Genomic DNA, 23,262 nt, shown 5'->3' with positions numbered 1-23,262 from the left:
TGGATCCGCGGATCCCGGTGCCCGCGGGGCGATCCTTCCTGCAGTGTGAGCACGGCTCCGGCTCCGGCACCGCTCTGGCGCGGCTCGGACGGGCGCGGCAGGCTGGGGGGATGAGCGACGACGCGAAGCAGACCCTCCTCCGCTACCTGCAGGAGGGGCGCGACGCCCTGCTGCAGAAGCTCGACGGGCTCGACGAGTACGACGTGCGGCGGCCGCTGGTCTCGACGGGCACGAACCTGCTCGGCCTGGTGAAGCACGTGGCGGGCACCGAGGCGGGCTACCTCGGCGCCGTGTTCGGGCGGCCGTTCCCGGAGCCGATGCCGTGGATGGAGGACGAGTCGGAGCCGAACTCGGACATGTGGGCGACGGCCGACGAGTCGACGGCCGACGTCGTCGCGCTGTACCGCCGCGTGTGGGCCCACTCCGACGCGACGGTCGCGGCCCTCCCGCTCGACGCTCCCGGGCAGGTCCCCTGGTGGACGAACCGCGACGTGACGCTGCACCGGATCCTCGTCCACATCACCGCGGAGACGCACCGGCACGCCGGCCACGCCGACATCGTCCGCGAGCTGATCGACGGGCGGGTCGGACTCCGGACGCCCGGCGACAACCTCCCGCCGGTGCCGGAGGAGTGGTGGCCGGAGTACCGGGAGCGCCTCGAGTCGCTGGCGCGCGCCGTCCGCGACCGGGCCTGACGTGCCGGCGTCCGTCGGCATCGCGGTCACGCCCGCGCGCGCGGCCCGGCTGCTCGACGAGCTCGATCCCGCGACGGAGGCGGCGCTCGACGCGGCCCTGGGCGGTCGCGGTCGGGGCCGGGCCGCCCTGCAGCGGCGCCGCGACGGGGCGTCGCCGGAGGAGCGGAGGCAGCGGGCCGCGCTCGAGCGCCGGGCGTTCAGCGCGGAGGCGGACCCCGCGGCGCTCGAGGAGCTGGCACTGCTGCGGGCGCAGCGCCGCGAGCGGGAGGAGGCGCTCGACGCCGCGGTCGCGGGACTGGCCGCGTCCGTCGGGCCCGCAGCGGCCCAGGGCCGGATCGGCCGCGGGACGGCGAGCGGCCGGACCGGTGGGGACGAGACCGGCGAGACCACCGGAGGCGACGACGCCGACTCCCGCACCTCCGCCACGCCCCGCCCGCGCCGCCGCCTCGAGGTGATCGCCGCCCTCGTCGCCGTGCTCGGGCTCGCCGCCCTCGGCACGGCCGCCTCCGTCGCGCTGGCCCCTCGCCCGTCGCTGGAGGTCTTCACCGAGCCCTGGGCCGTCCCCGACGACGTCGCCACGCGCCCGCTGTCGACCCTCGCAAGCCTCCGCGTCTTCCACTGGGGGCCGACGCGCTACCTGGGCAGCATCGCCGGAGTCGACTACTTCGCCACCCTCAGCCTCGACTCCTTCTCGGCCGCGGAGCTCGCCGACGAGTCCGTCTGCCTCTACGGGCTCGCGCGCTCCGACGGCGACGTCGTCGTCACGGACTGCGCGGCGACCGCCGACTTCGTCGCGAGCGGCATGACCCTCTCGCCCGACGACTACCAGGGCGACGCGGGCGGCACCGGAGTCGCCTGGGGTCCGACCGGAGGGATCCGCTCGGCCGGCTGAGGCGGCTCCGCCCGACTCCACCGGGCCCGCCCGCCGTCCCCGATCAGCCCGCCCCAGGCCCCGCCCGTCAGACCCGCCGCGTCGACGCCCGCTCCACCAGCGGCATCGGCACCAGCACCCGCTCGCCCGGCGCGCCGCTCAGCAGCAGCTCGACCGCCCGGCGGCCCATCTCCTCGTGCGGCAGCGCCACGGTCGTCAGCCCGGGGCGGAGGTAGGCGGCCAGCTCGTCGTCGTCGAACGACACCACGGCGACGTCGCCGGGGATCGAGAGCCCCGCCTCCGCGACCGCCTGGTAAGCCGCCTCACGCCGAGCGGCTTCGGGCACGACGGCGCGGGCGGACAGGTCGCCTTCGCCGACCCGGACGCGGGAGTCGGCTTCGCGTTCCTCACCAACCGGATGGAGGGGGTCGGCGACGTGCGCGCGACCCGCGTCGTCGAGGCGCTCGCGACCGCGCTGCGACTGCCCGCTCCGCGCGGACTCTGACCCCTCCGCGCGGACTCTGGCCCCTCCGCGCGGACTCTGGCCCCTCCGCTCCACCCCCGTCAAGGGGTGGGGCGCCCGGTCGGCGCCGTCCTAGCGTCGGGGGACGGGCCGACCGGAGGGGCGGTCCGGGATCCAGGGGAGGGCGAGATGCAGAAGCTGTACTACGCGAGCGGATTCGTGCTGCTGGGCGACGAGGTGTGCTCGGCGGTCGTCGAGTACGCGCAGGCGCTGGCGAACGTGGGGAAGTCGGACCTGGTCGTGGTGCCGTCGCTCTCGGACGAGGGGCTGCGAGGCGAGACCCGTCTCCTGGTCGGACCGGCCAGCCAGCTCTTCACCAGCCCGGCGCTCGACCGCGGCGTCGACCTCGACGACCCGGAGGCGGTGGAGTCGATGCGCGAGAAGACCCGACGGCTCCAGCCCGCGCGGCCGACCGTGCAGCCGCGCGGCGAGGGCGACGACAGCGAGGACGACGGCGGGACCGACTACCTCTGACGCCTCAGGTGTCGAGCGTGGTGCTGGGGCGCTCGCCGAAGCGGTGGGCGTACGAGGCCGAGAACCGGCCGAGGTGCGCGAAGCCCCAGCGCCGTGCGACCTCGCTGACGCTGACGACTCCGGACTCGCCCGCCCGCAGCTCCTTCTGCACGCCGTCCAGCCGGATCCGCCGCAGGTAGTCGACCGCGGTGAAGCCGAACTCGCGCCGGAACTCGGTCTGCAGCGTCCGCAGGCCGATGCCCGCCGCGTCGGCGATCTGCTCGGTCCGGAGCGGCTCGTGGGCGTGCTCGTACATGTACTCGATCGCCTGGCGGAGGCGCCCCGAGCGGGGTACTCCGAGGTCGCCGGGAGTGTCCAGCGTCGAGTGCGGGAAGGTCTCGAGCAGGGCGACGGCGACCGCGCGGTCGGCCTCGCGGCGCAGCAGCGGCGAGCTGTCGGCGTCGTAGATCACCCGGGCGACCGTCGCGACGGTCGCCGACCAGCGCCGCAGCGCCGCGCCCTCGGGCCGTGAGGTCGTGTCGAAGAGGAGGGGGCCGCGGGTGCCCTCGACCTCCTCCGCGATGCCCTCGAGGTACGCGCCGTCGAAGTGGATGAGGTTCTGGCGGTAGTCGTGGAACTCGAACCGGCTGGGACGGTCGTTGACGAAGATCGCCGGCTGCCCGAATCCGAGGGTCACCGCGTCGCCGTCGAGATCGGTGACGCCCGCGCCGGCGGTCAGCCACGAGACGACGTACTCGCCCTCGGTCTGGATCGAGCCCTGCACGGAGCCGGCGAACTGGCTGCCGCGGAGCGTCACATCGCCGTCGCCGACGGAGGTGTAGCGGTACGAGAAGTCCTCGCCGGGCTCGACGACGAAGCGGTGCCCGTTGTACGACTGCTCGAAGAGGGCCCGCGCCTGCTCGATGTCACGCCCGCCGATGTCGGAGCGCATGACCTCGTCCTTCTCGTTCATCCCGATCAGGGTCGCACGAGGAGCGCTCCTCACCGCGTGCCCCGAACGGGGAATTCGTTAAGCGGATAAACCAGTCGCGGGTCCGGCGGCGCGGGTCATGGCCTGGACGGTCGCCGCCTGGAACTGCGTGAGCAGCACCACGGTGTGCCGCGCTCCGGCTTCCACGGCGAGCGAGAAGGTGGCGCCGGCCGGAGTGGCCCGCCAGGAGCGGATGTCGCGGGTGCCGACGCGGGTCGAGTCGCCGGTGCCGGCGCTCCGCAGCACCAGGGAGTCGGGCAGCACGCAGAGCGCGCCCGTCACGCCGTCGACAGTGGAGGAGCACTCGAAGCCTGCGTCGTCGTGCACTGCACCGGCGAGCTCGACGAAGTCGGTGACCTCCATCGGCTCGTCGTCGTCGCGCCTGGACACGGCGCGCTCAGGCAGCGTGCGTGAGCCCGGAGGACTCGGGCTGCTGCGCCGGCTCGGTGACGATCCGCAGGCCCCGGCCGCTGTTGGCCTCCTCCATCAGTGCGCGCACCCAGGTGGCGTTGATCGCCGGCATGCGGCTTCCGTGGAACGAGAACTGGAGGGGGATGGTCGGGTGCAGCCACAGCGTCTGGCGTCCGGTGCCGTGCGCGCTCGAGGCGTCGAGCTGGAAGGCGAACGCCTCGTCGCGGCGGAACTTGTTGATCATGACGATCTGGAGGTGCGCGAGCGCGCGGTCGTCGATCTCGTGCGAGGTGGGGGGAGTGCCGTAGAGGAGAGCGCCCATGGTGCGTGCCGCCGTTCTGTGCTGTGTCGCGGGTGCCGACCGCGACGGTGGGGTGCCCCGGCGAGTGCCGCCGGGAGGGGGAGTGCGAGATGGTGGGGGTGTTCGCGGGGAGCAGGACCCGGGGTGTGCTGTGCCGCCGAGTCGAGTGTCCGGAGTGTCGATCCGGGGGTGCCGGGCTCCGGGATGTCGAGCCCGGATGCCGTCGCGCCGAGCCGTCGATCCCCGTTGACGCCTGCTCTGCAGGCCCGTGGAGTCGGGCGGTCGGGCCGTCCCTCCGGCTGTTCTCCGAAAGTACGCCCCTCGTTCGGAGCGCACGTGCCGCTATCCGGAATGCGAAGCAGTGGCCCCGGCCGCCGGGCGGACTCCCAGCCGGGTGACTCCGGGGCTCAGTTGCGGGGTGCCGCCGGTGGGCGGTGCGGCTGCGTCGAGACGGCGCGCTCGTGCGCGAGACGCCGTCTCGGCAGTGGTGTCCCGGCGAGACGGCGGTGTCTCGGCGTGTGCGGCCGGGAGGGGGAGGAGCGCTTCTGAGCGAGTCGTCACGCCGCCGTCTCGGCGCTCAGAAGGCGTAGCGGACGCGGCAGTAGGGGAGGCGCTCGGCGAGGAGGGCGCGGAAGCGGTCGAGGCTGGCGCGCTTGAGGTCGCGTCGGTAGCGGATGTTGACGGCGCCGTTCTCGGAGAGCTTCTGCTCCTGGCGCCCCGGCTGCCAGAGCAGCGACTCCGCCTTCGGGTGCCAGCCGAGGTTCACCTCGTGCAGGCCCTCGTTGTGGGTGAGGAGGATCACCTCGGCCGCGAGCTGCGCCTTCGACCGCGGGTGGAGGGCGGCGTCGAGCTGGTCGAAGAGCTCGGTCCAGTCCTGCTGCCAGGTCTCGGTGAGGATCACCGGCGAGAAGTTGACGTGCACCTCGTAGCCGGCGTCGACGAAGTCGTTGATCGCCGCGATCCGCTCGGCCATCGGCGAGGTGCGGATATCGGTGACCTTCGCTGTCTCGGCGGGCATCAGCGAGAAGCGGATGCGCGTGCGCCCGAGCGGGTCCCACTCGAGGAGCTCGCGGTTGACGTACTTGGTCGCGAAGGACGCCTTGGCGGTGGGCGACATCCGGAACAGCTCGCAGAGGTCGCGGACGTTCCCGCTCAGCAGCGCATCGACGGAGCAGTCGCTGTTCTCGCCGATGTCGTAGACCCAGGCCTCCGGGTCGCACTGGTTCGCCTCGGCCTTGGGGCCCTGCTTGGCGATGTGCCGGGCCAGGTGGCGCTGGATCTGCTCGATGTTCGTGAAGAGCGTGATCGGGTTGCTGTAGCCCTTCCTCCGCGGCACGTAGCAGTACACGCACGCCATGGCGCAGCCGTTGGCGGTGGAGGGGGCGATGAAGTCGGCCGAGCGGCCGTTCGGGCGCGTGACGAGCGACTTCTTCACCCCGAGCACGAGCGCCTCCGTTTTGATGCGCACCCAGCGCGCGACGTTCGCCTCGTCGCCGTGCACCTCCGGGATCAGCCAGTGCGACTCGACGGGCACGATCTCGGCGCCCGGCCACCGCGCCACGACCTCCTGCCCACGGGGCAGCTCGAGCGCGGCCGGCTCGGCGTAGATCCGCCGGATGTCGAGCAGGCGCAGCTCGCGGACCTGCCCGGACGCGGGGTTCGGAGCGGTGTCGGACATGAGTCCGTTCTACCGGCGACCACCGACATCCGCGGGGGCGGGGCCGTCGCCCGCCCCACAGGTCCTGCGCCCGCCTGCAGGCACCGTTCCGCCGCTCCCTCAGGATAAAGGCATGCCCTCCTCCGCCGACCGCTTCCGCCGCGCCGCCGTCGAGCTCGCGCAGACCTCCGAGCGGCAGGTCGAGTGGGCGCTCGCCGTCGCTGACGACGCGCGCCTCCTCGCCCTGATCGACGAGCTGCCCGCGCAGCACCGGCAGCCGTCCCTCCTCTTCTCGGTCGCGCGGCTGCTCGGCGTGCCCGACGTCGACGGCGCCGGATTCGCCGCGTGGCTCCGGAGCGAGTGGGCGCGGGTGGCGCCGGTCGCCGCCGAGCGGAGGACGCAGACCAACGAGGCGCTGCGGTGCGCGCCCCTGGTCGCAGCGCTGGAGCGGATCACGGAGCCCGGCGAGCCGGTGGCGCTCGTCGAGATCGGCGCCTCCGCGGGGCTCTGCCTGGCGCCGGAGCGCTACTCCTACGCCTTCACGGCGAGCGACGGCGAGACGCGGCTCGGGTCGGGCGCGCCTCTGCTGCGGTGCGCGGTGAGCGGAGGCGCGGCGCCGGCGCGGCTGCCGGTCGTCGCGTGGCGCCGGGGGCTCGACCTGGCGCCGCTCGACGTCCGCTCGCCCGAGGACGTCGCCTGGTTGGAGGCGCTGCTCCCGCCCGACCGCCCGGAGCGGACCGCGCGGCTCCGCTCGGCCGTGGAGACTCTGCAGGACGACCCGCCGACGATCGTCGCGGGCGATGCGGCCGCCGAGCTGCCCGCCCTGCTCGACGCGGTGCCGCCGGGTCTGCGGACGGTCGTCGTCTCGCTCGGGACCCTGGTCTACCTTCCCTGGGCCGCGCGCGAGAGCGTCCTGGCGACGGTCGCCGATCGCGGCGCGAGCCTGGTGACGCTCGAGGCGGAGGCGCTGCTCCCGCACCTCGTCGCCGCGCGCGGGGACCGCACGGCACCCGAGCCGACCCCGTTCCTGCTCGCCGCCGACGGCGTCCCGCTCGCTAGCGCGGCCGCCCATGGCGGCACCCTCTCCTGGCTGGCCTGAGGCGCGCTCCCGCGCCGTGTGCGGGGTGCCCCAAGCTCGGGAGGTGCCCGGCGCCCGGTGCTCGCTCCGCGCCGGCGCTCGATCCGCGCCCACTGTTCAAGAGTTGTCGCACTCAGCGTCGAGTGCGACAACTCCTGGACTCTCGCGGAGGAGCGAGCCCGAAGCCCGAAGCCCAACGCGCAGCGACCAGAGCTCTGAGCTCAGGCGCTCGGCCCGATCGTCCGCCCACTGTTCACGAGTTGTCGCACTCAGCGTCGAGTGCGACAACTCCCGGACAGTCGCGAAGGAGAGGGCGTCGAAGTGCAGCGCTCAGAGCTCAGAGCTCGGAGTCCCGGCGCTCGACGCGCCCACTGTTCAAGAGTTGTCGCACTCGGCGTCGACTGCGACGACTCCTGGACTCTCGCGGAGGGGAGGACGGTCGAGCGCAGGACTCAGAGCTCAGAGCCAGAGCTCAGAGCGTCCAGCGTCCAGCGCCCCAGCGCCCTACAGCCCGTCGACCACGAGCTGCGTCGCGCGCGGGACGTACGAGGTGTTCGTCGTCGGGTCCCAGCCCACGAGCGCGACCGCGTCGCCGCCGACGCGCGCGGTGATGCCCACGAGCGAGAACGGCTTGCCGCCCACGGCTCCGGACACCTTCCAGCCGAGCGTCTCGTCGGCGCCGGTCAGCGTCTGCTCGGTGCGCTCGACGGTCGTCTCGACCGGCACGCCCTGCATGGCGAAGAGCGTCGAGCCGGAGGCGCAGCGGGTGGTCGCGTCGGTGGCGCTCGCGAGGAGCGAGGCGGCCGCGTCGGCGGTGCCGGTGCTCGACACGACGGCGGTCATGGAGCGGTCGGCGCTGGTGCCGTACGAGAGTCCGGCGGCGGGCTGCGCGGTGTCCCAGCCCAGGCCGAACGGCGAGAGGCAGCTCGCGTCGGTCGCGGTGAGGCCGGGGTAGATCGAGTCGAGCATCTCCTGGATGCTCGCGTACTCGCCGGGCACGAACTGCACGCCGGTCAGCACGGCGGCCACCTGCTCGCTGGTCTTCTGAGCGGTGTCGGCGGTCGGGGCGGCGGCCGTCGCGGTGGCGGACGGGGCGGCCGACGACGAGGGGAGCGTCGGAGTGAACGGGCGGAGCGTCGATCCGCTCGTCGCGGTCCCCGCGCAGCCCGAGAGGACGAGCAGCAGCGCGCCTCCGATCAGAGTCGTGCGCAGCAGTGTCTTGGACATCATGTCTCCCCCTTCGCCCGCCGGCGCCGCACCGGGGCGCCTGAGGCTAGCAGAGCCCCGCGTCCCGGAGGCGGCCCGGCGCCGCCCGCAGGACGGAGGCGGCCCGGTGGCACCCGCAGACCGGAGGCGGTCCGGCAGTGCGTGCGGATCGGAGTCGGCCCGGCCCCACTCGCACAACGGAGCCCGGAACTCCGAGCCCACGCCTCCGACGGCCGTTCCCGCCGCCTCCGCTCCGCAGCTCAGATCTCGGTGTGCCCGAGCTCGGCTCCCGCGAGCAGGCGGATCTCCGGCTCGGCGATGCCCTCCAGCTCGAGCACCACGACGCGGTTGCGGCCGGCGCGGGTGACCGGCGAGGGGACGATCAGCGTCCGCTGCGGTCCGCGGCGCCAGTAGCGTCCGAGGAGGAAGCCGTTCACCCAGACCAGGCCCTTGCCCCAGTGCAGCGTGTCCACGTACAGGTCGGCCTGCTCGTCGAGGTCGAACGAGCCGGAGGCGAGCTGCGGCCCGGCCGAGAACGCCGGTGCCGCGACGGCCAGGTCGGGGAGGCACTCGAGCGCGAGGGCGCGCGCCGCCCAGCCGGTCAGCGGGGCGCCGTCGAGCGTCACGCCTCCGATCAGGCCCTTGTGCTCGCCGATGCGCGTGCCGTAGTTCACCCGGCCCTGGTTCTCGACCAGGATCGCGAGCTCGCCCCGTCCGCTCGGCAGCGTCAGCGCCCGCTCGTGGTGGTCGCGCGCCAGCACGCCCACCGGCACGCCGTCCAGCAGCACCCAGGCGCGGTCGCGCACCTCCTCGCCCACCACGAGGCGGGCCGGAGCGGAGGAGCCGTCGAGCGTCGTCGTGAAGAGCACGAAGCCGTCGTCGTGGCCGAGGTCGTCGAAGCTGGCCATCGCGTCGAGGTGCGCGGCCGGTCCGAACGCCTGGCCGAGGCCGAGGAGCGCCGGGCCGGGGACGAGCGGAGCGGTCAGGGCGGGGGCCGGCGGGCGCACCGCGGGCACCTCCTCCGGCACCGGCGCGTAGCGCGCGATGACGTCGCGGAACGCCCAGAACTTCGCGGTCGGGTCGCCGCCCTCGTCGAGCGGGGCGTCGTAGTCGTAGCTCGTCGTGATCGCGGCGTAGCGGCCCTTGTCGTTCGCGCCGCTGGTCAGGCCGAAGTTGGTGCCGCCGTGGAACATGTAGATGTTGACCGAGCCGCCGGCCGCGAGCAGGGTGTCGAGCTCCTGCGCGGAGGCATCGGCGTCCGTCGTGTGGTGCTGGGTGCCCCAGTCGTCGAACCAGCCGCACCAGAACTCCATGCACATCAGCGGCCCGGTGGGCTGGAACTCGCGCAGCGTCGCGAGGCGCTCCGTGGTCCGCGAGCCGAACGAGCCGGTCAGGTGCAGGCCCGGCAGGCTGCCGTCGGCGAGCATCTGCGGAGTGGGCTGGTCGATGGTGGTCAGCGGCACCGTGATGCCGGAGTCGCGGGTCACCCGCACGAGCTCGGCGAGGTATTCCTTGTCGGAGCCGTACGCGCCGTACTCGTTCTCGATCTGCACGAGGACCACGGGCCCGCCGGCGTCGATCTGGCGCGGGGCCACGATCGAGTACACGCGGCGCAGGTAGTCGCTGACCGCGGCGAGGTAGTTCGGCTCCGAGCGGCGCACGCCCACCTCGGGGTCGCGGAAGAGCCAGGCCGGGAGGGCGCCGTTGTCCCACTCCGCGCAGATGTAGGGGCCGGGGCGCACGATCGCGTGCATGCCCTCGGCGGCGATCAGGTCGAGGAAGCGGCCCAGGTCGAGCCCGGCGTCCTCGCGCCACTCGCCGCGGCGCGGCTCGTGCGCGTTCCAGGCGACGTAGGTCTCGATGGTGTTCAGGCCCATCAGGCGGGCCTTGCGGATCCGGTCGGCCCAGAGGTCCGGGTGGATGCGGAAGTAGTGCAGCGCCCCCGACAGGATGCGGTGCGGGCGGCCGTCGAGCTCGAAGTCGACGGTGCCGATGGCGAAGCGGCTCTCGGGAGCGGTGGTCATCTGGATCCCCCTCAGGATCGGTGCCCGGTGTGTCCGAGCGTGAGAACGACGCGGGGCCGACCGGAGCGATCCGGCCGGCCCCGCGTCGAGCAGTGGTGCTACTCCGAGACGGTGAAGCCCTGCGCGTTGCCGTACTGGACGAGCTTGCTCTGCCAGTCGGCGAGGCCCTGGTCGAGGCTGGTGCCGTTGGCGTAGGCCTGGCCGACGGTGTCGCCGAAGACGCTGTTCGCGTAGACCTGGTAGGGCAGGTACGACCAGCCGGAGCGGACGTCCTTCGAGGCCTGGGTCAGCACCTCGTTGATCTTCTGGCCGCCGAAGTACTCCGACTCCTGACCGGTGAAGTCCGAGCTGTCGAGGTCGGCCGTGGTCGACGGGAATCCGCCGCTCTGCAGGAAGACGTCGACCGAGGCCTGGTCGCTGTTCAGCCAGCGCAGGAACGCGGCGGCCAGCGCCGGGTTCTCGCTCTGCTTGGTGACGGACTGGCCGCCACCGCCGTTCTCGGCGCTGACGGCGGTGCCGTCGTAGGTCGGGATCGGCGCGACGGCCCAGTCGCCGGAGGCGTCGGGGACGCTGGACTCCAGCACGCCGGGCATCCAGGCGCCGGTCACCAGCGAGGCGATGGAGCCGTCGGCGAGGCCCTTGTACCACTCGTCGCCCCAGGCGGGGGTGTCCGAGAGCAGCTTCTTCTCGACGAGCTGGTTCCAGACGCCGGTCCACTTGGCGGTGCCCTCGTCGGCGAGGTCGATCTTCACGTCCGTGCCGTCGGTGGTGAACGGCTCGCCGCCCGCCTGCCAGATCATGCTGGTCGCGAAGCCGGCGTCGCCGGTGTCGGCGGTGATGTACTTCGACGGGTCGGCGGTGTGCAGCTTCTCGGCCGCGGCCACGTACTCGTCCCAGGTGGCGGGGACGGCGATGCCGTACTGGTCGAAGACGGTCTTGTTGTAGAACAGCGCCATGGGGCCCGAGTCCTGCGGGAGTCCGACGAGCTTGCCGTCGATGTTGACGCTGCCCCAGGTGGAGGCGGAGTACTTGTCCTCGAGGTCGCCCATGCCGTACTGCGACAGGTCGAGGAGCGAGTCCGACAGCGCGAACTGCGGCATGGCGTAGTACTCGATCTGGACGACGTCGGGGGCGCCCGAGCCGGCCTTGATCGCGTTCTCGAGCTTGGTGTACTCGTCCTTGTTGGTGCCGGCGTTGACGAGCTCGACGTCGACCTTCGGGTAGGCCTTCTCGAACGCGGCGACCTGCGCCTCGGCGCTGGGGGTCCAGCTCCAGTACGTGATCTTGCCACCGGCCTCGAGGGCGGAGTCGAGGTCGGCGGCGGAGCCGGCGCTCGTGGTCGTGCCGCCACCGGAGGTGGACGAGCAGGCCGCGAGGGAGCCGGCGGCCAGGGCCGCGACGGCCGCGACCGTCAGGGTCCGCCTGAGGGCGGAACGGGCGATCTTCATGGTGGTGTTTCCCTTCACTTCTTCGTGCTGCGGGTGCTGTGGACGGGGCAGGACGCTCCGGCCGGGGGATGGGTAGGGGGAGGGCTCAGCCCTTGACGCTGCCGGCGCTCAGACCGGACTGCCAGAAGCGCTGGAGTCCGAGGAAGGCGACGACGATGGGGATAATCGTGAGGAGCGAGCCCGTGATCACGAGGTTGTAGATCGGCTGCGCGCTGACGCCGGTGGCCTGCGCGTTCCACTGGTTGAGGCCGACGGTGAGCGGGTACCAGGTGGGGTCGCTCAGCATGATCAGCGGGAGGAAGTAGTTGTTCCAGGTCGCGACGACCGAGAACAGCAGCACGGTCACGATGCCGGGGGCGAGGAGGCGGATGGAGATGGTGAAGAAGGTGCGGAACTCGCCCGCCCCGTCCATCCGCGCCGCTTCGAGCAGCTCGGTGGGCACCGACTCCACCGCGTAGACCCACACCAGGTACAGGCCGAACGGGCTGATCAGCGAGGGGATGATGATCGCCCACGGGGTGTTGGTCAGGCCGAGCTGGCTGAACATGAGGAACGTCGGGACGGCGAGGGCCGTGCCGGGCACCGCGATCGCTCCGAGCACCACGGCGAAGACCGCCTTGCGGCCCGTGAAGCGGAACTTCGCGAGGCCGTAGCCGGCGAGCGTGGCCAGGAGCGTCGCTCCTCCGGCGCCGACGACGACGTAGAGCAGGGTGTTGCCGAGCCAGCGGAGGAAGATCCCGTCGCGGTAGCTGAGGGTGTCGGCGATGTTCTGGAAGAAGACGAAGTCGCCGTCGAACCAGAGGCCGAAGCTCGAGAGCAGGCCGGCCTGCGTCTTCGTCGCGTTGATGACCAGCCAGGCCAGCGGCACGAGGCTGTAGAGGATGAAGACCGACATCAGCAGGGTGAAGGCGATCGACTTCTTGGGCTGCACCGAGGAGCCGCGGCGGGCGGCCGGGCGCTTCGGGGCCTGGGCGGGCGTCCGGGGAGCGGTCGCGAGGGCCATCAGTTCTCCTTCCGCGCGCCGCGGAGCTGCACGACGTAGGCGATCACCGCGGTGATCACGCCCATGACGATGGCGACCGTGGCCGACGCGTTGTACTGCTGACCGGCGAAGGACAGGTTGTAGGCGTACATGTTCGGGGTGAAGTAGGTGGTGATGATGTTCGGCGCCAGCGTCCGGAGGATGTTCGGCTCGTTGAACAGCTGGAAGCTGCCGATGATCGAGAAGATCGTGGCGATGACGATCGCGCCGCGCAGGGCGGGAAGCTTGATCGAGCGGATGACGCGCATCGGGCCGGCGCCGTCGATCTCGGCCGCCTCGTAGAGCTCGCCGGGGATCGTCTTCAGCGCGGAGTAGAAGATGAGCATGTTGTAGCCCACGAACTCCCACGTGACGATGTTGCCGATCGAGGCGAGGATCCAGTCGCGCGAGAAGGGCTGGACGACGTCGGAGCCGAGCAGGTCGTTGACGTTCGCGGCCAGGCCGAAGTTGTCGCCGTAGATGAAGCCCCACATCAGCACCGCGACGACCGCGGGGACGGCGTAGGGGAGGAAGACCACGATGCGGAAGAAGCCGGTGCCGTGGAGGCGGCCGCTGTCGATCGCGAGCGCCGCGACGAGGGCCAGCACGAGCATCACGGGGACCTGCACGACGAGGAACAGCAGGACGCGGCCGAAGCCCTCCCAGAAGTTCGGGTCGGTGAAGATCGCGGTGTAGTTCGCGAAGCCGACGAAGGAGTTGCCGCCCACCAGCTGCTCGCGGAAGAGGCTGAGGTAGATCGAGTAGACGACCGGGGCGATGAAGACCAGGAGGAAGACGACGAGGAAGGGGGCGACGAACGCCAGGCCCTTCCACTCGCTCTTCGCCCGCGACTTCGGGGCCGCGAGGGGGGACGCCGGAGGGGCGACCTCGCTCAGCGGGACGGGGGGAGACGTCGTCGTCATGGGATTCCGTTCGGGGAGTAGTGCGGGCCCGCCATGTTCACGTCAACATGGCAGAGCGTCACCGTAGCATGTCCACGTCGCCACCCGCGACTGTTCCTGCGTCACGGTTCGGCGCACGATGCACCACGGCTGACGGGCGGCGCGCTATAAAGGGAAGCCCATGTCACTCGAGACCGACCGCCCGTCCCCGTCCACCCGGCCGCGACGCGGCGTCTCGATGGCCGACGTGGCCCGGCGCGCGAACGTCTCGGGCCAGACGGTCTCGCGGGTGTCGAACGGCAAGCAGAACGTCGACGGCGAGACGCGCGAGCGGGTCCTCGAGGCGATGCGGGCCCTCGGCTACCGGCCCAACAGCGCGGCGCGGGCCCTGCGGACGGGCCGCTTCCACAGCATCGGCGTGATCATGTTCACGCTGTCCTCGTTCGGCAACATGCGCACCCTCGACGCCATCGCGATCGCGGCCGCGGATGCGGGCTACTCGATCACCCTCATCCCCGTCTCCCACCCCACCCAGGGCGAGGTGTCGGTCGCGTTCCACCGGCTGAGCGAGGAGGCGGTCGACGGCGTCATCATCATCGTCGAGGCGCACCTGCTCGACGAGGCCGACATCGTCCTCCCACCGGACCTGCCCGTGGTGGTCGTCGACTCCGCCGGCGGCGAGAAGTACCCGGTGGTCGACACCGACCAGATGTCGGGCGCCCGCCAGGCCGTCGAGTACCTGCTCGGACTCGGCCACCGCACCGTGCACCACATCGCCGGCCCGGACCGCTCCTACTCCGCCGAGCGCCGCCACGAGGCGTGGGAGTCGACCCTGATCGAGCGCGGCGCCCCGGTGCCGGAGGTGCTGGTCGGCGACTGGTCCACCGACTCCGGCTACCGCCTCGGCAAGCGGCTCGCCGCCGATCCGGAGGTCACCGCGATCTTCGCCGCCAACGACCAGATGGCGCTCGGCGTGCTGCGCGCCCTGCACGAGGCCGGACGCGCCGTGCCCGGCGAGGTGAGCGTCGCGGGCTTCGACGACATGCAGGAGTCGGCGAGCTTCTGGCCGCCGCTGACGACGGTGCGCCAGTTCTTCGGTGACACGGGCCGCCGCTCGGTCGACATCCTCCTGCGCGAGCTCGAGTCGGGCGAGCGCACCGGCGTCTCGCTCGTGCCGACCCGCCTCATCGTCCGCGAGAGCACCGGCCCGGCCCCCGCCGCCTCCTGACGCTTCCGCGGAGCCGGCCCGCGGAGCCCGCCCGCCCTTCACGCTGATCGAGGAGCCGGCCCCGCCGGCGTATCGAGATCCCCGCGACCGGACCCCCTCTGCCGCACCCACGCCCCTCCCCGTGCCCGCTCGACCGCGGAGCTCGCGATACTGTGAGCCCTCTCACCCCGGACCTCCAAGGAGACGCACATGTCGGTCGGCCTGCTCGCGGTTGTCGATGACATCCTCACCGCCGCCCTGAAGGCGAGCGCCAAGACGGCGGGCGTCGTGATCGACGACGCGGCCGTCACCCCGCAGTACGTGCAGGGCCTCACGCCCGCGCGGGAGCTGCCGGTGGTCGGGCGGATCGCGCTGGGGAGCCTGTTCAACAAGTTCGTCATCATCATCCCGCTGGCGCTGCTGCTCTCGGCGTTCGCGCCGCAGGTGCTGCCGTACCTGCTGATCCTCGGCGGCGCCTTCCTCTGCTTCGAGGGGGCGGAGAAGGTGCTCGAGTGGTTCGGCGTCTCGCACGGCGGCCACGAGACGGAGGCGCGCGACGAGAAGAAGCTCGTCTTCGGCGCCATCCGCACCGACCTCATCCTGAGCACCGAGATCATGCTGATCGCGCTCGACGGCCTCGACCCCGACTTCGGGATCTGGCCCACGCTCGGCGCGCTCCTGGTGGTCGGGCTCGGGATGACCGTGCTCGTGTACGGCGCCGTCGCGCTGCTTGTGAAGATCGACGACGTGGGCCTGCGCCTGATGAAGAACGCGGCCCGCGGCGTGCGGCGCACCGGAGTGAGGATCGTCGCGTCGATGCCGGTCGTGTTCCGCGCGATCAGCATCATCGGCACGCTCGCCATGCTCTGGGTCGGCGGGCACCTCGTCGTCGCGAACCTCGCCGAGACGGTGTGGCACGGTCCGTACGACCTCGTGCACGTCGTCACCCACGCGGTCGAGGGCGCGGGCCCGGTCGTCGTGTGGCTGGCCGACACCTTCGTCTCGATGATCTTCGGCCTCGTCCTGGGTCTGGTCATCGCGGCCGTCGTGATGGGCGTCTCGCGCCTGCGCACCCGCGACGAGGCGGCCGCGGGGCACTGAGCGGGGTCTCGGTACTCCGCGTGCCGCGGCCGGTCGACCGGCATGGGGGTGCGCGGTCGCTCCACCGGCGCGGAGGTGTGCGGCTGCCCGACCGGCACGGATCCATGCTGATCGAGTAGCCCGCGCCGCGGTCGTATCGGGATCCCGCGACGCGCCGCCCCCGCAGCGCCGCTCTCGATGAACGACGGACCGCCCCCGTCCCCGGAGGGGCGGAGGCGGTCCGTGTCGGAGGGGGCGTCAGCAGCTGCGGGCCGCGTACGCTCCCGTCGCCACCGAGGTGACCTGCTTGCCGTCGACCGTGCCCGTCGCGGTGACGGTGGCCTGGCCGGCTGGCACCGAGGCCGCGCGCGTGGTGAACGCGGCGCTGCCGCTCGCGCCAGGCGCGACTCCGGTGACCTGCTTCGACCCGGAGGGCGTCGCGATGGTCATCGAGACCGGCACGCCGGACTCGTTCTTCGCCGCGACGGTGAGCGTCACCTTGCCGGCGATGCAGCGGGTGGTCGCCGTGACCGCGACCGCGAGGGCGGCGGGCGCCTTCAGGGTCACGGTCACCGTCGTGGTCGAGGTGACGGAGCCGTCGGCCGCGCGGACCGCGATGGTCGCGACTCCGCCGTTCGCCGTCGTCGGCTGGGTGATCCGCACGGTGGCCGCCGAGTCGGTCGCCACTGCTCCGATCACCGGCAGCGCCGTGCCCTCGACGGTGACCGCGTAGGAGGTGCGGGCCGGGTCGAACCCGGCGATGCCGGCTCCTCCGACGCGCAGGGCGCCCAGGGTGGCGACCGCGGCGGGCGAGGCGACCGACTCGTAGAGCTTGGTCTCGGCCACGATCAGGTGCGTGTTGTCGTAGGCGTTCATCACGACGCGGAAGGCCTTGGCCGTGACGGGCGCGAACGACGCGACCAGGGTCGGAGCCGTTCCGCCGGCCGGCGACGCGAGGGCCACGGCCGACTCGTAGCCGGGGACCGCGGTCCAGGTCGTGCTGTCAGCGGCCTGGTACTGCAGCTGGTAGGTCTGCGCCCAGCTGGTGCCGCCGTCGGCCAGGAACTGCACCGACACCTTCTCGACCTGGTGGGTCGAGGGGAAGGTGTAGGTCAGCGAGCTCTGCGCGGCCTTGGTGCCGTTGGTCCAGTTCGACCAGCCCTTGTCGCCGTCCACGCCGTTGCGGGTGCGCTCCGGTCCGTAGCCCGACTCCGACGACGACGCGGTCGCGACGATGCCGGCGTCCGGGTTGAAGTTGCGGAGCGTGCCCGTGGTGACGAGCACCGTGAGCGTGGCGGGGAGCGTCGCGCCGTCGGCGGTCGCCGTTCCCGAGACCGTCACCTGCCCGGCCCGGGCGAGGGAGGCGGTGGTGAGCGGCGTCCAGTCCCAGACGACCGGCACCGGGAAGGTGCTGGCCGAGGCGCCCACGCGGGCGGGGACCGTCGTCGGGGCCGAGGCCTTCACTCCGGCGACCGAGGCGCCCGCGGCGGCAGTGACCGACACGGGGTCGGTCGCGGTCAGTCCGCCGACATCGACGAGCGCGGTGACCGTGATCGTCTGGCCGTAGAGGTCGGTCGCGGTGCCGGGCACCTCGACGCGGCCGGTCGCGCCGTACGCCGAGTCGGCGGGGCGCTGCCAGGTGACGGCGAGCGGTGCGCCGGCTCCCCAGGAGTACTGCGGGGTGATGCTCGCGGGCAGGGTCGGAGCGACGCCCGCGGTGGTGCGGACGGCGATCGTCTGGCCGGCGGTCGGGGCGAGGTCGCGGAGGGACCACGACTGGTTCGCTCCACCGTTGGAGGTGTAGACGCCGACCGACGCGTTGTCGGCGCTGGAGCCGCCGTTCACGTCGAGCGACTGGGCGATCGACTCGTTGACGAGCGAGAAGTTCACGCCGTCGGTGGTGTTGACGATCCAGCGGGTCGCGGCGGTCGTCTTCGCCGCGTCGACGGACAGCGAGCGCAGGTCGGTGCCGGCGGTCGTGGCTCCGAGCACGCGTCCGTCGCCGTTGACGAGGACGACGCGGCGAGTGGCCTCGCGCTCGCCGGCGGCGACCTCGCGGACCGTCCAGGTCTGCTTGGCGGCCGTGGCGGAGTCGGTGGCGAGGCCGGTGATCGTGGTCGCGGCGCCCGAGGGGTTGCCGGTCAGGGCCTTGCCGCTCTGGGTGCCGACCAGCTGGTAGCGGTGGCCGTCGCGCAGGGCGGGGGCGGAGTCGGCGACTCCCGAGACTCCGTCGATCGAGAAGCTCGTGACCGACTTGGCGGGCACGGTGATCGTGGCGGTGCGCGAGATGCGGTCGACGCTCACCGGCGTCTTGGCGACCAGGGCGTTGCTCGTGGGAGCGGCGGCCGAGGAGGCCTTCGTGGTGATGTAGGGAGTGACCGTCGCGGTGTCGGCGATGGTGCCGAAGCGGGAGAGGTCGAGCACGACGGTCTTCTCGGTCGCGGTGCTGTTGGTGTGCACGACGGTCGCGCCCGAGCCGTCGCCGCGGACGGCGGCGGTGGAGGAGCTGTCGTTGGAGGGCATCAGGTGGTCGCCCTCGTGGATGAATTTGGTGAAGTTCCGGATGGTGTTGAACTTCGAGTTCGTCTCGACGCCGCAGACCGGGGCCTTGGTGGAGTCGCCACCGGCGTCGGCGACGCGGCGGACCGACTTCCAGACCTCGGTCCCGTTCTCCTGGTACGGCTTGCAGTCCAGGTCGATGTAGACGGAGCCCCAGTTGAGGTTCTCGCCCTTGGGCTTGGGCTGCTGCATGTTGTAGTAGTCCTCGACGGGCTGCCAGAGCACCCACGCCTTGGGCTCGAGCTCGCGCAGGTCGTCGTTGATGCGGCCGGCGATGCCGAGGCCGTTCTCCATGTTGGTGGGGTCGAAGCCGGTGACCCAGTTGCCCTCGATCTCGCTCATCCACAGGTCGGTGTCGGCCTGCTTCGCGAGGTCGCGGACCTTGAGGCGGCCCGAGGTGCCGTAGGTGTGGACGTTCATCCGGTCGACCTCGGCGCGGATCGCAGCGGAATAGGCGGCCCAGTTCGTCGCGAAGATGTCGGGGTTGGTCTCGTCCATCGCGGCGATGCCGGCGTCGGTGGTCGAGGCGTCGAGCGCGGCGGTGACGTCGGGGATCAGTCCCGCCTGGCGCGTCGGGCCGACGTGCATGCCCTCCTGGCGTCCGCCGGTCGGGACGCCGTTGGAGAGCTGCGTGCCCCAGTAGTTCGTGTTCGGCTCGTTGAAGGGGTCGAGCGTGTCGAACTCGATGCCGTACTCGTCCTCCATGTGCTCGGTGACCTTCACGAGGTACTTCGCGAACTGCTCCTCGGCGGCGGGCTTCAGCTGCTCGCTGTTCGCGTCGAAGCCGCCCGAGACGTAGCCGCTCTCGGTCATGAAGTACGGGGCGGAGTTGGAGAACGCCTCCCAGTGCGAGATCTGCTTCTCCTCGGCCAGCCTCTCGACCCACCAGCGCTGCGTCTGGTCGGCGGTCCAGTCGTAGGAGGCGGGGTCGTCCGCGTTCCACTTGGCCAGGAGCGCGTCGCGGTCGGCGAGCTTCGTGGAGGTGCCGCCGTAGGTCGACGCGTCGCCGGCCGGGTTCTGCTTCCACCAGCCCTCGACGGCGCCGCCCGGGCGGAGGTAGTCCTTCACGTCGGAGGCGTTGCCGCCGCCGATGTTGTAGCGGGCGATGTTGAGGTCGAGGCCGCTGTCGCCGAAGACCTTCTGGTAGAGGTCCTCGCGGAGGGCCTCGGGATAGCCGCCGGTCGCGTTCGCGAACCAGACGAGGCTGGTGCCCCAGCCCTCGAACGCCTCACCGGCGGCGGCGGGGTTCGGCGTGATGCGGAACGCGTCCGCGGCCTGAGCGGGGGCCGCTGCGGCGGGGATCGCCAGCAGTGCTCCTGTGGCCAGGGCGGCGCTCGTGGCGAGCGCGGCGACCCTTCTGAAGGACATCGACATTGATGCGGTCTCTCTTTCGCCATCGAAATGCGGGCATGTTCACGTGAACGCGCCCTGACGGCCGACTGTACATGTTCACGTCAACAATCGGAAGGTGCTCAGGGGTGGGCGAGGCCCGCAACGTCGAGAAGCCGGGAGTCGTCGCAGTCGGCGCCGAGTGCGACGACTCCTGGAGTGTCGTGGGCATGCGGAGGCGTGCGGCCGCGCGCCGCGACACCCCCGCGCTCAGACGCGGTGCGTCGTCTCCGGGAAGGCCTCGGGCTCGCACTGGATGGTCGCGTGGTCGATGCCGTGGCGCTCGCGGAGGACGGCGAGCACCCGCGAGAGCGCGGTGCGGTAGTCGGCGTCGGGGGCGACGACCACGTGGCCGGTGGCGCTCTCCATGCCCGAGGTGATCGTCCACACGTGCAGGTCGTGCAGCGCGAGCACGCCGGGGACGGCGCAGACGTCGCGCTCGAGCGCTGCGAGGTCGACGTGCGCGGGCGCCGACTCCATGAGGATCCCCAGCGCCTGCCGCGTCAGCGACCAGGTGCGGGGAAGGATCAGCAGCCCGATCAGCACGCCGACGATCGGATCCGCCCACGCCCAGCCGGTGGTGAGCAGCACGATCGACGCGACGATCACGCCGATCGAGCCGAGCGCGTCGCCGAGCACCTCGAGGGAGGCTCCGCGGAGGGTGATGCTCTCCTTCGCCCCGGCGGACAGCAGGCGCAGGCTCACGAGGTTGACCGCCAGGCCCACGACGGCGGTGATCAGGAGGGGGCCGCCGGGCACCGCGGGCGGCTCGGCGAAGCGGCGGACGGCCTCGACGATCACGAACGCGGCGACCGCGAACAGAAGCAGGCCGTTGGCGAGGGCGGCCAGCACTTCGAGGCGGTAGGAGCCGTAGGTGCGGCCCTTCGCGGCGGGGCGGGCGGCGAGGGAGATCGCGGCGATCGACATTCCGAGGGCCAGCACGTCGGTGCCCATGTGCGAGGCGTCCGAGAGCAGCGCGAGCGAGCCCGTCGCGACTCCGACCGCGAACTCGACGACCATGAACGCCGCGGTCAGCACGAAGGCGGCCACGAGCGGACGCCGGTGCCGTGCGGCGGCGGAGCCGGCCGGAACGCCGTGAGAGTGGCCCATCGGCTCCTCCGATCCCTGTTCGTATAAACAGTCTTGCATGCGTCCGGAGGCGAGCGCGAGGGCCCTCAGCCGACCAGCGGGTCCAGCGCCTCGCCGAGGTAGGGCGCCAGGGTCCGGGCATAGGACTCGGTGAGGTGCCCGAGGTCGCGGTACACCTTCACTCCGCCGATCACGAGGGGGCAGCCGCGGTCGTCGCAGAACCAGCGGGTGAGGTCGACGGCGGCGGCGCCCGGCCAGCCCTCGGCCGCGGCGGCCATCAGCTCGCGGTCGGCGAAGGCCTCGTCGAGCGGCACGCTGCAGTCGGCCGCGGAGCCCGGCTCCTCGGCGCAGGCCAGCAGGGAGAGCGAGGGCAGCACCGGATTGTCGCGGATCGCGACCACCGTGGATCCGCGGGCGATCAGCGGCGCCCACGACTCGTGGAACCCGTCGATGCCGGCCTGCTCGTCGGGGGTGCCGGACGCGTCGACGAACACGGACTTCTTCGCGGAGTAGGCGGTGACGACGAGCGCGTACGGCTCCTGGCCCGCGAGCTCCTCCTGCAGCTTCCCGTTCCAGACGTCGCAGGAGCGGCGGGAGGAGGCGGAGTCGTCGCGCCGCTCCGCGGTCGAGAAGACGCAGCCCGTCTTGTAGTAGGTGTGCAGGTCCCAGCCGCGCTCCTCCGCGACGCCGCGCAGCGCCGGGAAGAACGACGCCGCGTGCGAGTTGCCGATGAGCAGCACGCGGAGGCCGGCGGGATCGCCGAAGCGGCACTCCTTGAGCGCGGTGCCGGAGTTGCCCGTGCTGCACTCGTCGGTGTTCAGGGCGGAGCCGTCCTCCGAGGCGTCGACGGCGGGCAGGCTCGTGGTCCAGGAGTCGGGGCAGGCGTTCGCGAGCGCCGCGGCTCCGACGCAGCCCTCGGTCGAGACGGGGAGGGCGTGCGCGCGGGTGAGGTCGGCGGCGATCGCGGCGTTCGTTCCGGTGAGGCCCGTCGCTCCGACCAGGGCGGCGACGGCCAGCAGGGCCGCCGGGGCGAGCGCGCGGAGGCGGTGCGGGCGCTCGGCGGGGGCGCGGCGGTGGAGGGGGTCCTCGAGGAAGCGCTTCGAGGCGGCGGCCAGGAGGATCGCGGCGGCGATGACGCCCAGGCCCGCGAGGGCGGTCGGGTCCTCGCCGGTGCTCTCGCGCCAGAAGACCAGGAGTGGCCAGTGCCAGAGGTAGATCCCGTAGCTCAGGCCGCCCAGCCACACGAGCGGGCGCAGGGCCAGCAGTCGGCCGACGCCGCGCTCCGGGGCGGGGCCGGTCCCGGCGACGAGCACGAGCACCGCCGAGAGGGTCGGCCAGAGCGCGGCGGCGCCCGGGAACGCGCTCGAGACCTGGAGCACGAACCCGCAGGAGACGACTCCGATCAGCCCCAGCCACCCGGCGACCGTCCGCAGGGCCGCCGGGATCGCCAGTCCCGGGAGCACGAGGGCCGCGAGCGAGCCGAGCCCGAACTCCCACGAGCGGGCGAGGGTGCTGTAGTACGCGGTCGGCTGGTCGATCCCGACCAGCACGACGGAGAACGCGAACGAGAGGACGGTGAGCGCCGCGACGAGCGCCAGCAGGAACCGCGGCAGCTGCGCGCGTCGCCGCAGCAGCACGGCGGCGAGGGTCGCGACGAGCACCAGGGCGAGCCAGACCAGATAGAACTGCCCCTGCACCGACATCGCCCAGAAGTTCTGCACCGGCGAGTGGAAGTCGTCCTGCGCGAGGTAGTCCACTCCGGCCCGCGCGAGCGCGACGTTCTCGACGTAGAAGGTCGAGGCGAGCACCTCGGTGAAGGTCTGCAGCAGCTGCGAGGGGCGCAGGAGGAGCGGAGCGAGCGCCGCGACGACGACCAGCACCACCGCGGCCGCCGGGAAGAGCCGCGAGGCGAGCCTCCGGAGGAAGGCGATCGGACGCACGCGCCCGAACCGCCGGATCTGGCCGAGGAGGGTCAGGGTGGTGAGGAACCCGGCGATCACGAAGAAGACGTCGACGCCTCCGGAGACGCGGCCCAGCCAGATGTGGAACGTCGCGACCATGAGGGACGCGACGGCGCGCAGTCCCTCGATCTCGGGCCGGTAGCCGGACGCGTCGGCCTTGCGCACCAGCGCGGACCGGCCGGAGGCGGCGGTGCGGGCGGAGTGGCGGGGCAACGGGTTCCTTCCGTGACGGTCGGCGGGCGGTGGGGCGGGAGCCGTCGATCGTCGGTGTTCAGGATCGCGCTCTCCCGCCCTCAGGGGAACCGTGTCCGGGGTGCTGTCCACCTGGTTGGGGGCTGCGGAGGCGAGGTGCGCGACAGGTGTCCGCTTACTCGGCTGTTCCGGGCCTTCTAAGTG

The 23,262-nt window shown here is 72.4% G+C and carries 19 protein-coding genes; 6 read left to right on the top strand and 13 right to left on the bottom strand.

Features of this window, described 5'->3' with window-relative positions:
• Positions 1 to 110: 110 nt before the first annotated feature.
• A complete protein-coding gene (locus C5C37_RS13655) occupies positions 111 to 695 on the top strand; it encodes a DinB family protein (RefSeq protein WP_104339102.1) in 585 nt (194 codons plus the stop codon).
• Position 696: 1 nt separating this feature from the next.
• Entirely contained in the window at positions 697 to 1,587 is an 891-nt protein-coding gene (locus C5C37_RS13650) for a hypothetical protein (RefSeq protein WP_104339082.1), read from the top strand.
• 67 nt (positions 1,588 to 1,654) lie between these two features.
• Here C5C37_RS13650 and C5C37_RS13645 read toward each other — a convergent pair whose 3' ends face one another.
• Positions 1,655 to 2,125 carry a substrate-binding domain-containing protein gene (locus tag C5C37_RS13645; protein ID WP_258074139.1) on the bottom strand — a complete coding sequence of 157 codons (471 nt, stop codon included), beginning with the start codon at positions 2,123 to 2,125 and terminating at the stop codon, positions 1,655 to 1,657.
• A 93-nt stretch (positions 2,126 to 2,218) separates the two neighbouring features.
• Here C5C37_RS13645 and C5C37_RS13640 point away from each other — a divergent pair, with 93 nt between their 5' ends.
• Positions 2,219 to 2,563, top strand: a complete 345-nt coding sequence (locus C5C37_RS13640) for a hypothetical protein (RefSeq protein ID WP_104223414.1) — start codon at positions 2,219 to 2,221, stop codon at positions 2,561 to 2,563.
• A 4-nt stretch (positions 2,564 to 2,567) separates the two neighbouring features.
• Here C5C37_RS13640 and C5C37_RS13635 read toward each other — a convergent pair whose 3' ends face one another.
• From C5C37_RS13635 to C5C37_RS13620, 4 genes are all read right to left on the bottom strand, one after another.
• Entirely contained in the window at positions 2,568 to 3,515 is a 948-nt protein-coding gene (locus C5C37_RS13635) for an AraC family transcriptional regulator (RefSeq protein ID WP_104297620.1), read from the bottom strand.
• A gap of 57 nt (positions 3,516 to 3,572) precedes the next feature.
• Positions 3,573 to 3,923, bottom strand: a complete 351-nt coding sequence (locus C5C37_RS13630) for a hypothetical protein (protein WP_104223412.1) — start codon at positions 3,921 to 3,923, stop codon at positions 3,573 to 3,575.
• A gap of 7 nt (positions 3,924 to 3,930) precedes the next feature.
• Positions 3,931 to 4,266: an ATP-dependent DNA ligase gene (locus tag C5C37_RS13625; protein WP_104223411.1), complete on the bottom strand. Its 336-nt coding sequence runs from the start codon at positions 4,264 to 4,266 to the stop codon at positions 3,931 to 3,933.
• Positions 4,267 to 4,822: 556 nt separating this feature from the next.
• Positions 4,823 to 5,923 carry a spore photoproduct lyase family protein gene (locus C5C37_RS13620; RefSeq protein ID WP_104339080.1) on the bottom strand — a complete coding sequence of 367 codons (1,101 nt, stop codon included), beginning with the start codon at positions 5,921 to 5,923 and terminating at the stop codon, positions 4,823 to 4,825.
• A gap of 112 nt (positions 5,924 to 6,035) precedes the next feature.
• Here C5C37_RS13620 and C5C37_RS13615 point away from each other — a divergent pair, with 112 nt between their 5' ends.
• Complete coding sequence (locus C5C37_RS13615) at positions 6,036 to 7,001, top strand: DUF2332 domain-containing protein (RefSeq protein WP_104319963.1); 966 nt, start codon at positions 6,036 to 6,038, stop codon at positions 6,999 to 7,001.
• Between the two features lie 483 nt (positions 7,002 to 7,484).
• Here the strand turns inward: C5C37_RS13615 and C5C37_RS13610 are convergent, their stop codons facing one another.
• The 5 genes from C5C37_RS13610 to C5C37_RS13590 form a co-directional block, all read right to left on the bottom strand.
• A complete protein-coding gene (locus tag C5C37_RS13610; protein ID WP_104339078.1) occupies positions 7,485 to 8,210 on the bottom strand; it encodes a hypothetical protein in 726 nt (241 codons plus the stop codon).
• Between the two features lie 236 nt (positions 8,211 to 8,446).
• Entirely contained in the window at positions 8,447 to 10,210 is a 1,764-nt protein-coding gene (locus C5C37_RS13605) for a beta-galactosidase family protein (protein ID WP_104282952.1), read from the bottom strand.
• 98 nt (positions 10,211 to 10,308) lie between these two features.
• Positions 10,309 to 11,658 (bottom strand): sugar ABC transporter substrate-binding protein, encoded by a 1,350-nt coding sequence (locus tag C5C37_RS13600; RefSeq protein WP_104223423.1) that lies wholly within the window; start codon positions 11,656 to 11,658, stop codon positions 10,309 to 10,311.
• A gap of 85 nt (positions 11,659 to 11,743) precedes the next feature.
• On the bottom strand, positions 11,744 to 12,553 hold the full coding sequence (locus C5C37_RS13595) for a carbohydrate ABC transporter permease (RefSeq protein WP_258062773.1): 810 nt from the start codon (positions 12,551 to 12,553) through the stop codon (positions 11,744 to 11,746).
• Positions 12,554 to 12,660: 107 nt separating this feature from the next.
• The gene (locus tag C5C37_RS13590) at positions 12,661 to 13,602 is read right to left on the bottom strand and encodes a carbohydrate ABC transporter permease (RefSeq protein WP_104226355.1); all 942 of its coding nucleotides are present in this window, start codon (positions 13,600 to 13,602) and stop codon (positions 12,661 to 12,663) included.
• A gap of 160 nt (positions 13,603 to 13,762) precedes the next feature.
• On the opposite strand from C5C37_RS13590, the gene C5C37_RS13585 reads away from it, so the two are divergent.
• The gene (locus C5C37_RS13585) at positions 13,763 to 14,809 is read left to right on the top strand and encodes a LacI family DNA-binding transcriptional regulator (RefSeq protein WP_146085234.1); all 1,047 of its coding nucleotides are present in this window, start codon (positions 13,763 to 13,765) and stop codon (positions 14,807 to 14,809) included.
• A gap of 189 nt (positions 14,810 to 14,998) precedes the next feature.
• Positions 14,999 to 15,889, top strand: coding sequence for a DUF808 domain-containing protein (locus tag C5C37_RS13580; RefSeq protein ID WP_104339077.1), 891 nt, complete (start codon positions 14,999 to 15,001; stop codon positions 15,887 to 15,889).
• Between the two features lie 237 nt (positions 15,890 to 16,126).
• On the opposite strand, the gene C5C37_RS13575 is transcribed toward C5C37_RS13580, so the two are convergent.
• The 3 genes from C5C37_RS13575 to C5C37_RS13565 all read right to left on the bottom strand — a co-directional run bounded on the left by C5C37_RS13575 (position 16,127) and on the right by C5C37_RS13565 (position 23,079).
• On the bottom strand, positions 16,127 to 19,795 hold the full coding sequence (locus tag C5C37_RS13575) for a glycoside hydrolase (RefSeq protein WP_181127426.1): 3,669 nt from the start codon (positions 19,793 to 19,795) through the stop codon (positions 16,127 to 16,129).
• Between the two features lie 231 nt (positions 19,796 to 20,026).
• Positions 20,027 to 20,926 carry a cation diffusion facilitator family transporter gene (locus C5C37_RS13570; protein WP_104339075.1) on the bottom strand — a complete coding sequence of 300 codons (900 nt, stop codon included), beginning with the start codon at positions 20,924 to 20,926 and terminating at the stop codon, positions 20,027 to 20,029.
• Positions 20,927 to 20,991: 65 nt separating this feature from the next.
• Positions 20,992 to 23,079, bottom strand: a complete 2,088-nt coding sequence (locus C5C37_RS13565) for an acyltransferase family protein (protein ID WP_181127425.1) — start codon at positions 23,077 to 23,079, stop codon at positions 20,992 to 20,994.
• Between the last annotated feature and the right edge of the window lie 183 nt (positions 23,080 to 23,262).

It is taken from the genome of Rathayibacter sp. AY1F9 (assembly GCF_002932155.1).
GTDB lineage: Bacteria > Actinomycetota > Actinomycetes > Actinomycetales > Microbacteriaceae > Rathayibacter.
The sequence above is the reverse complement of the archived record's forward strand: the minus strand, read 5'-3'. Positions and strand labels throughout refer to the sequence as shown.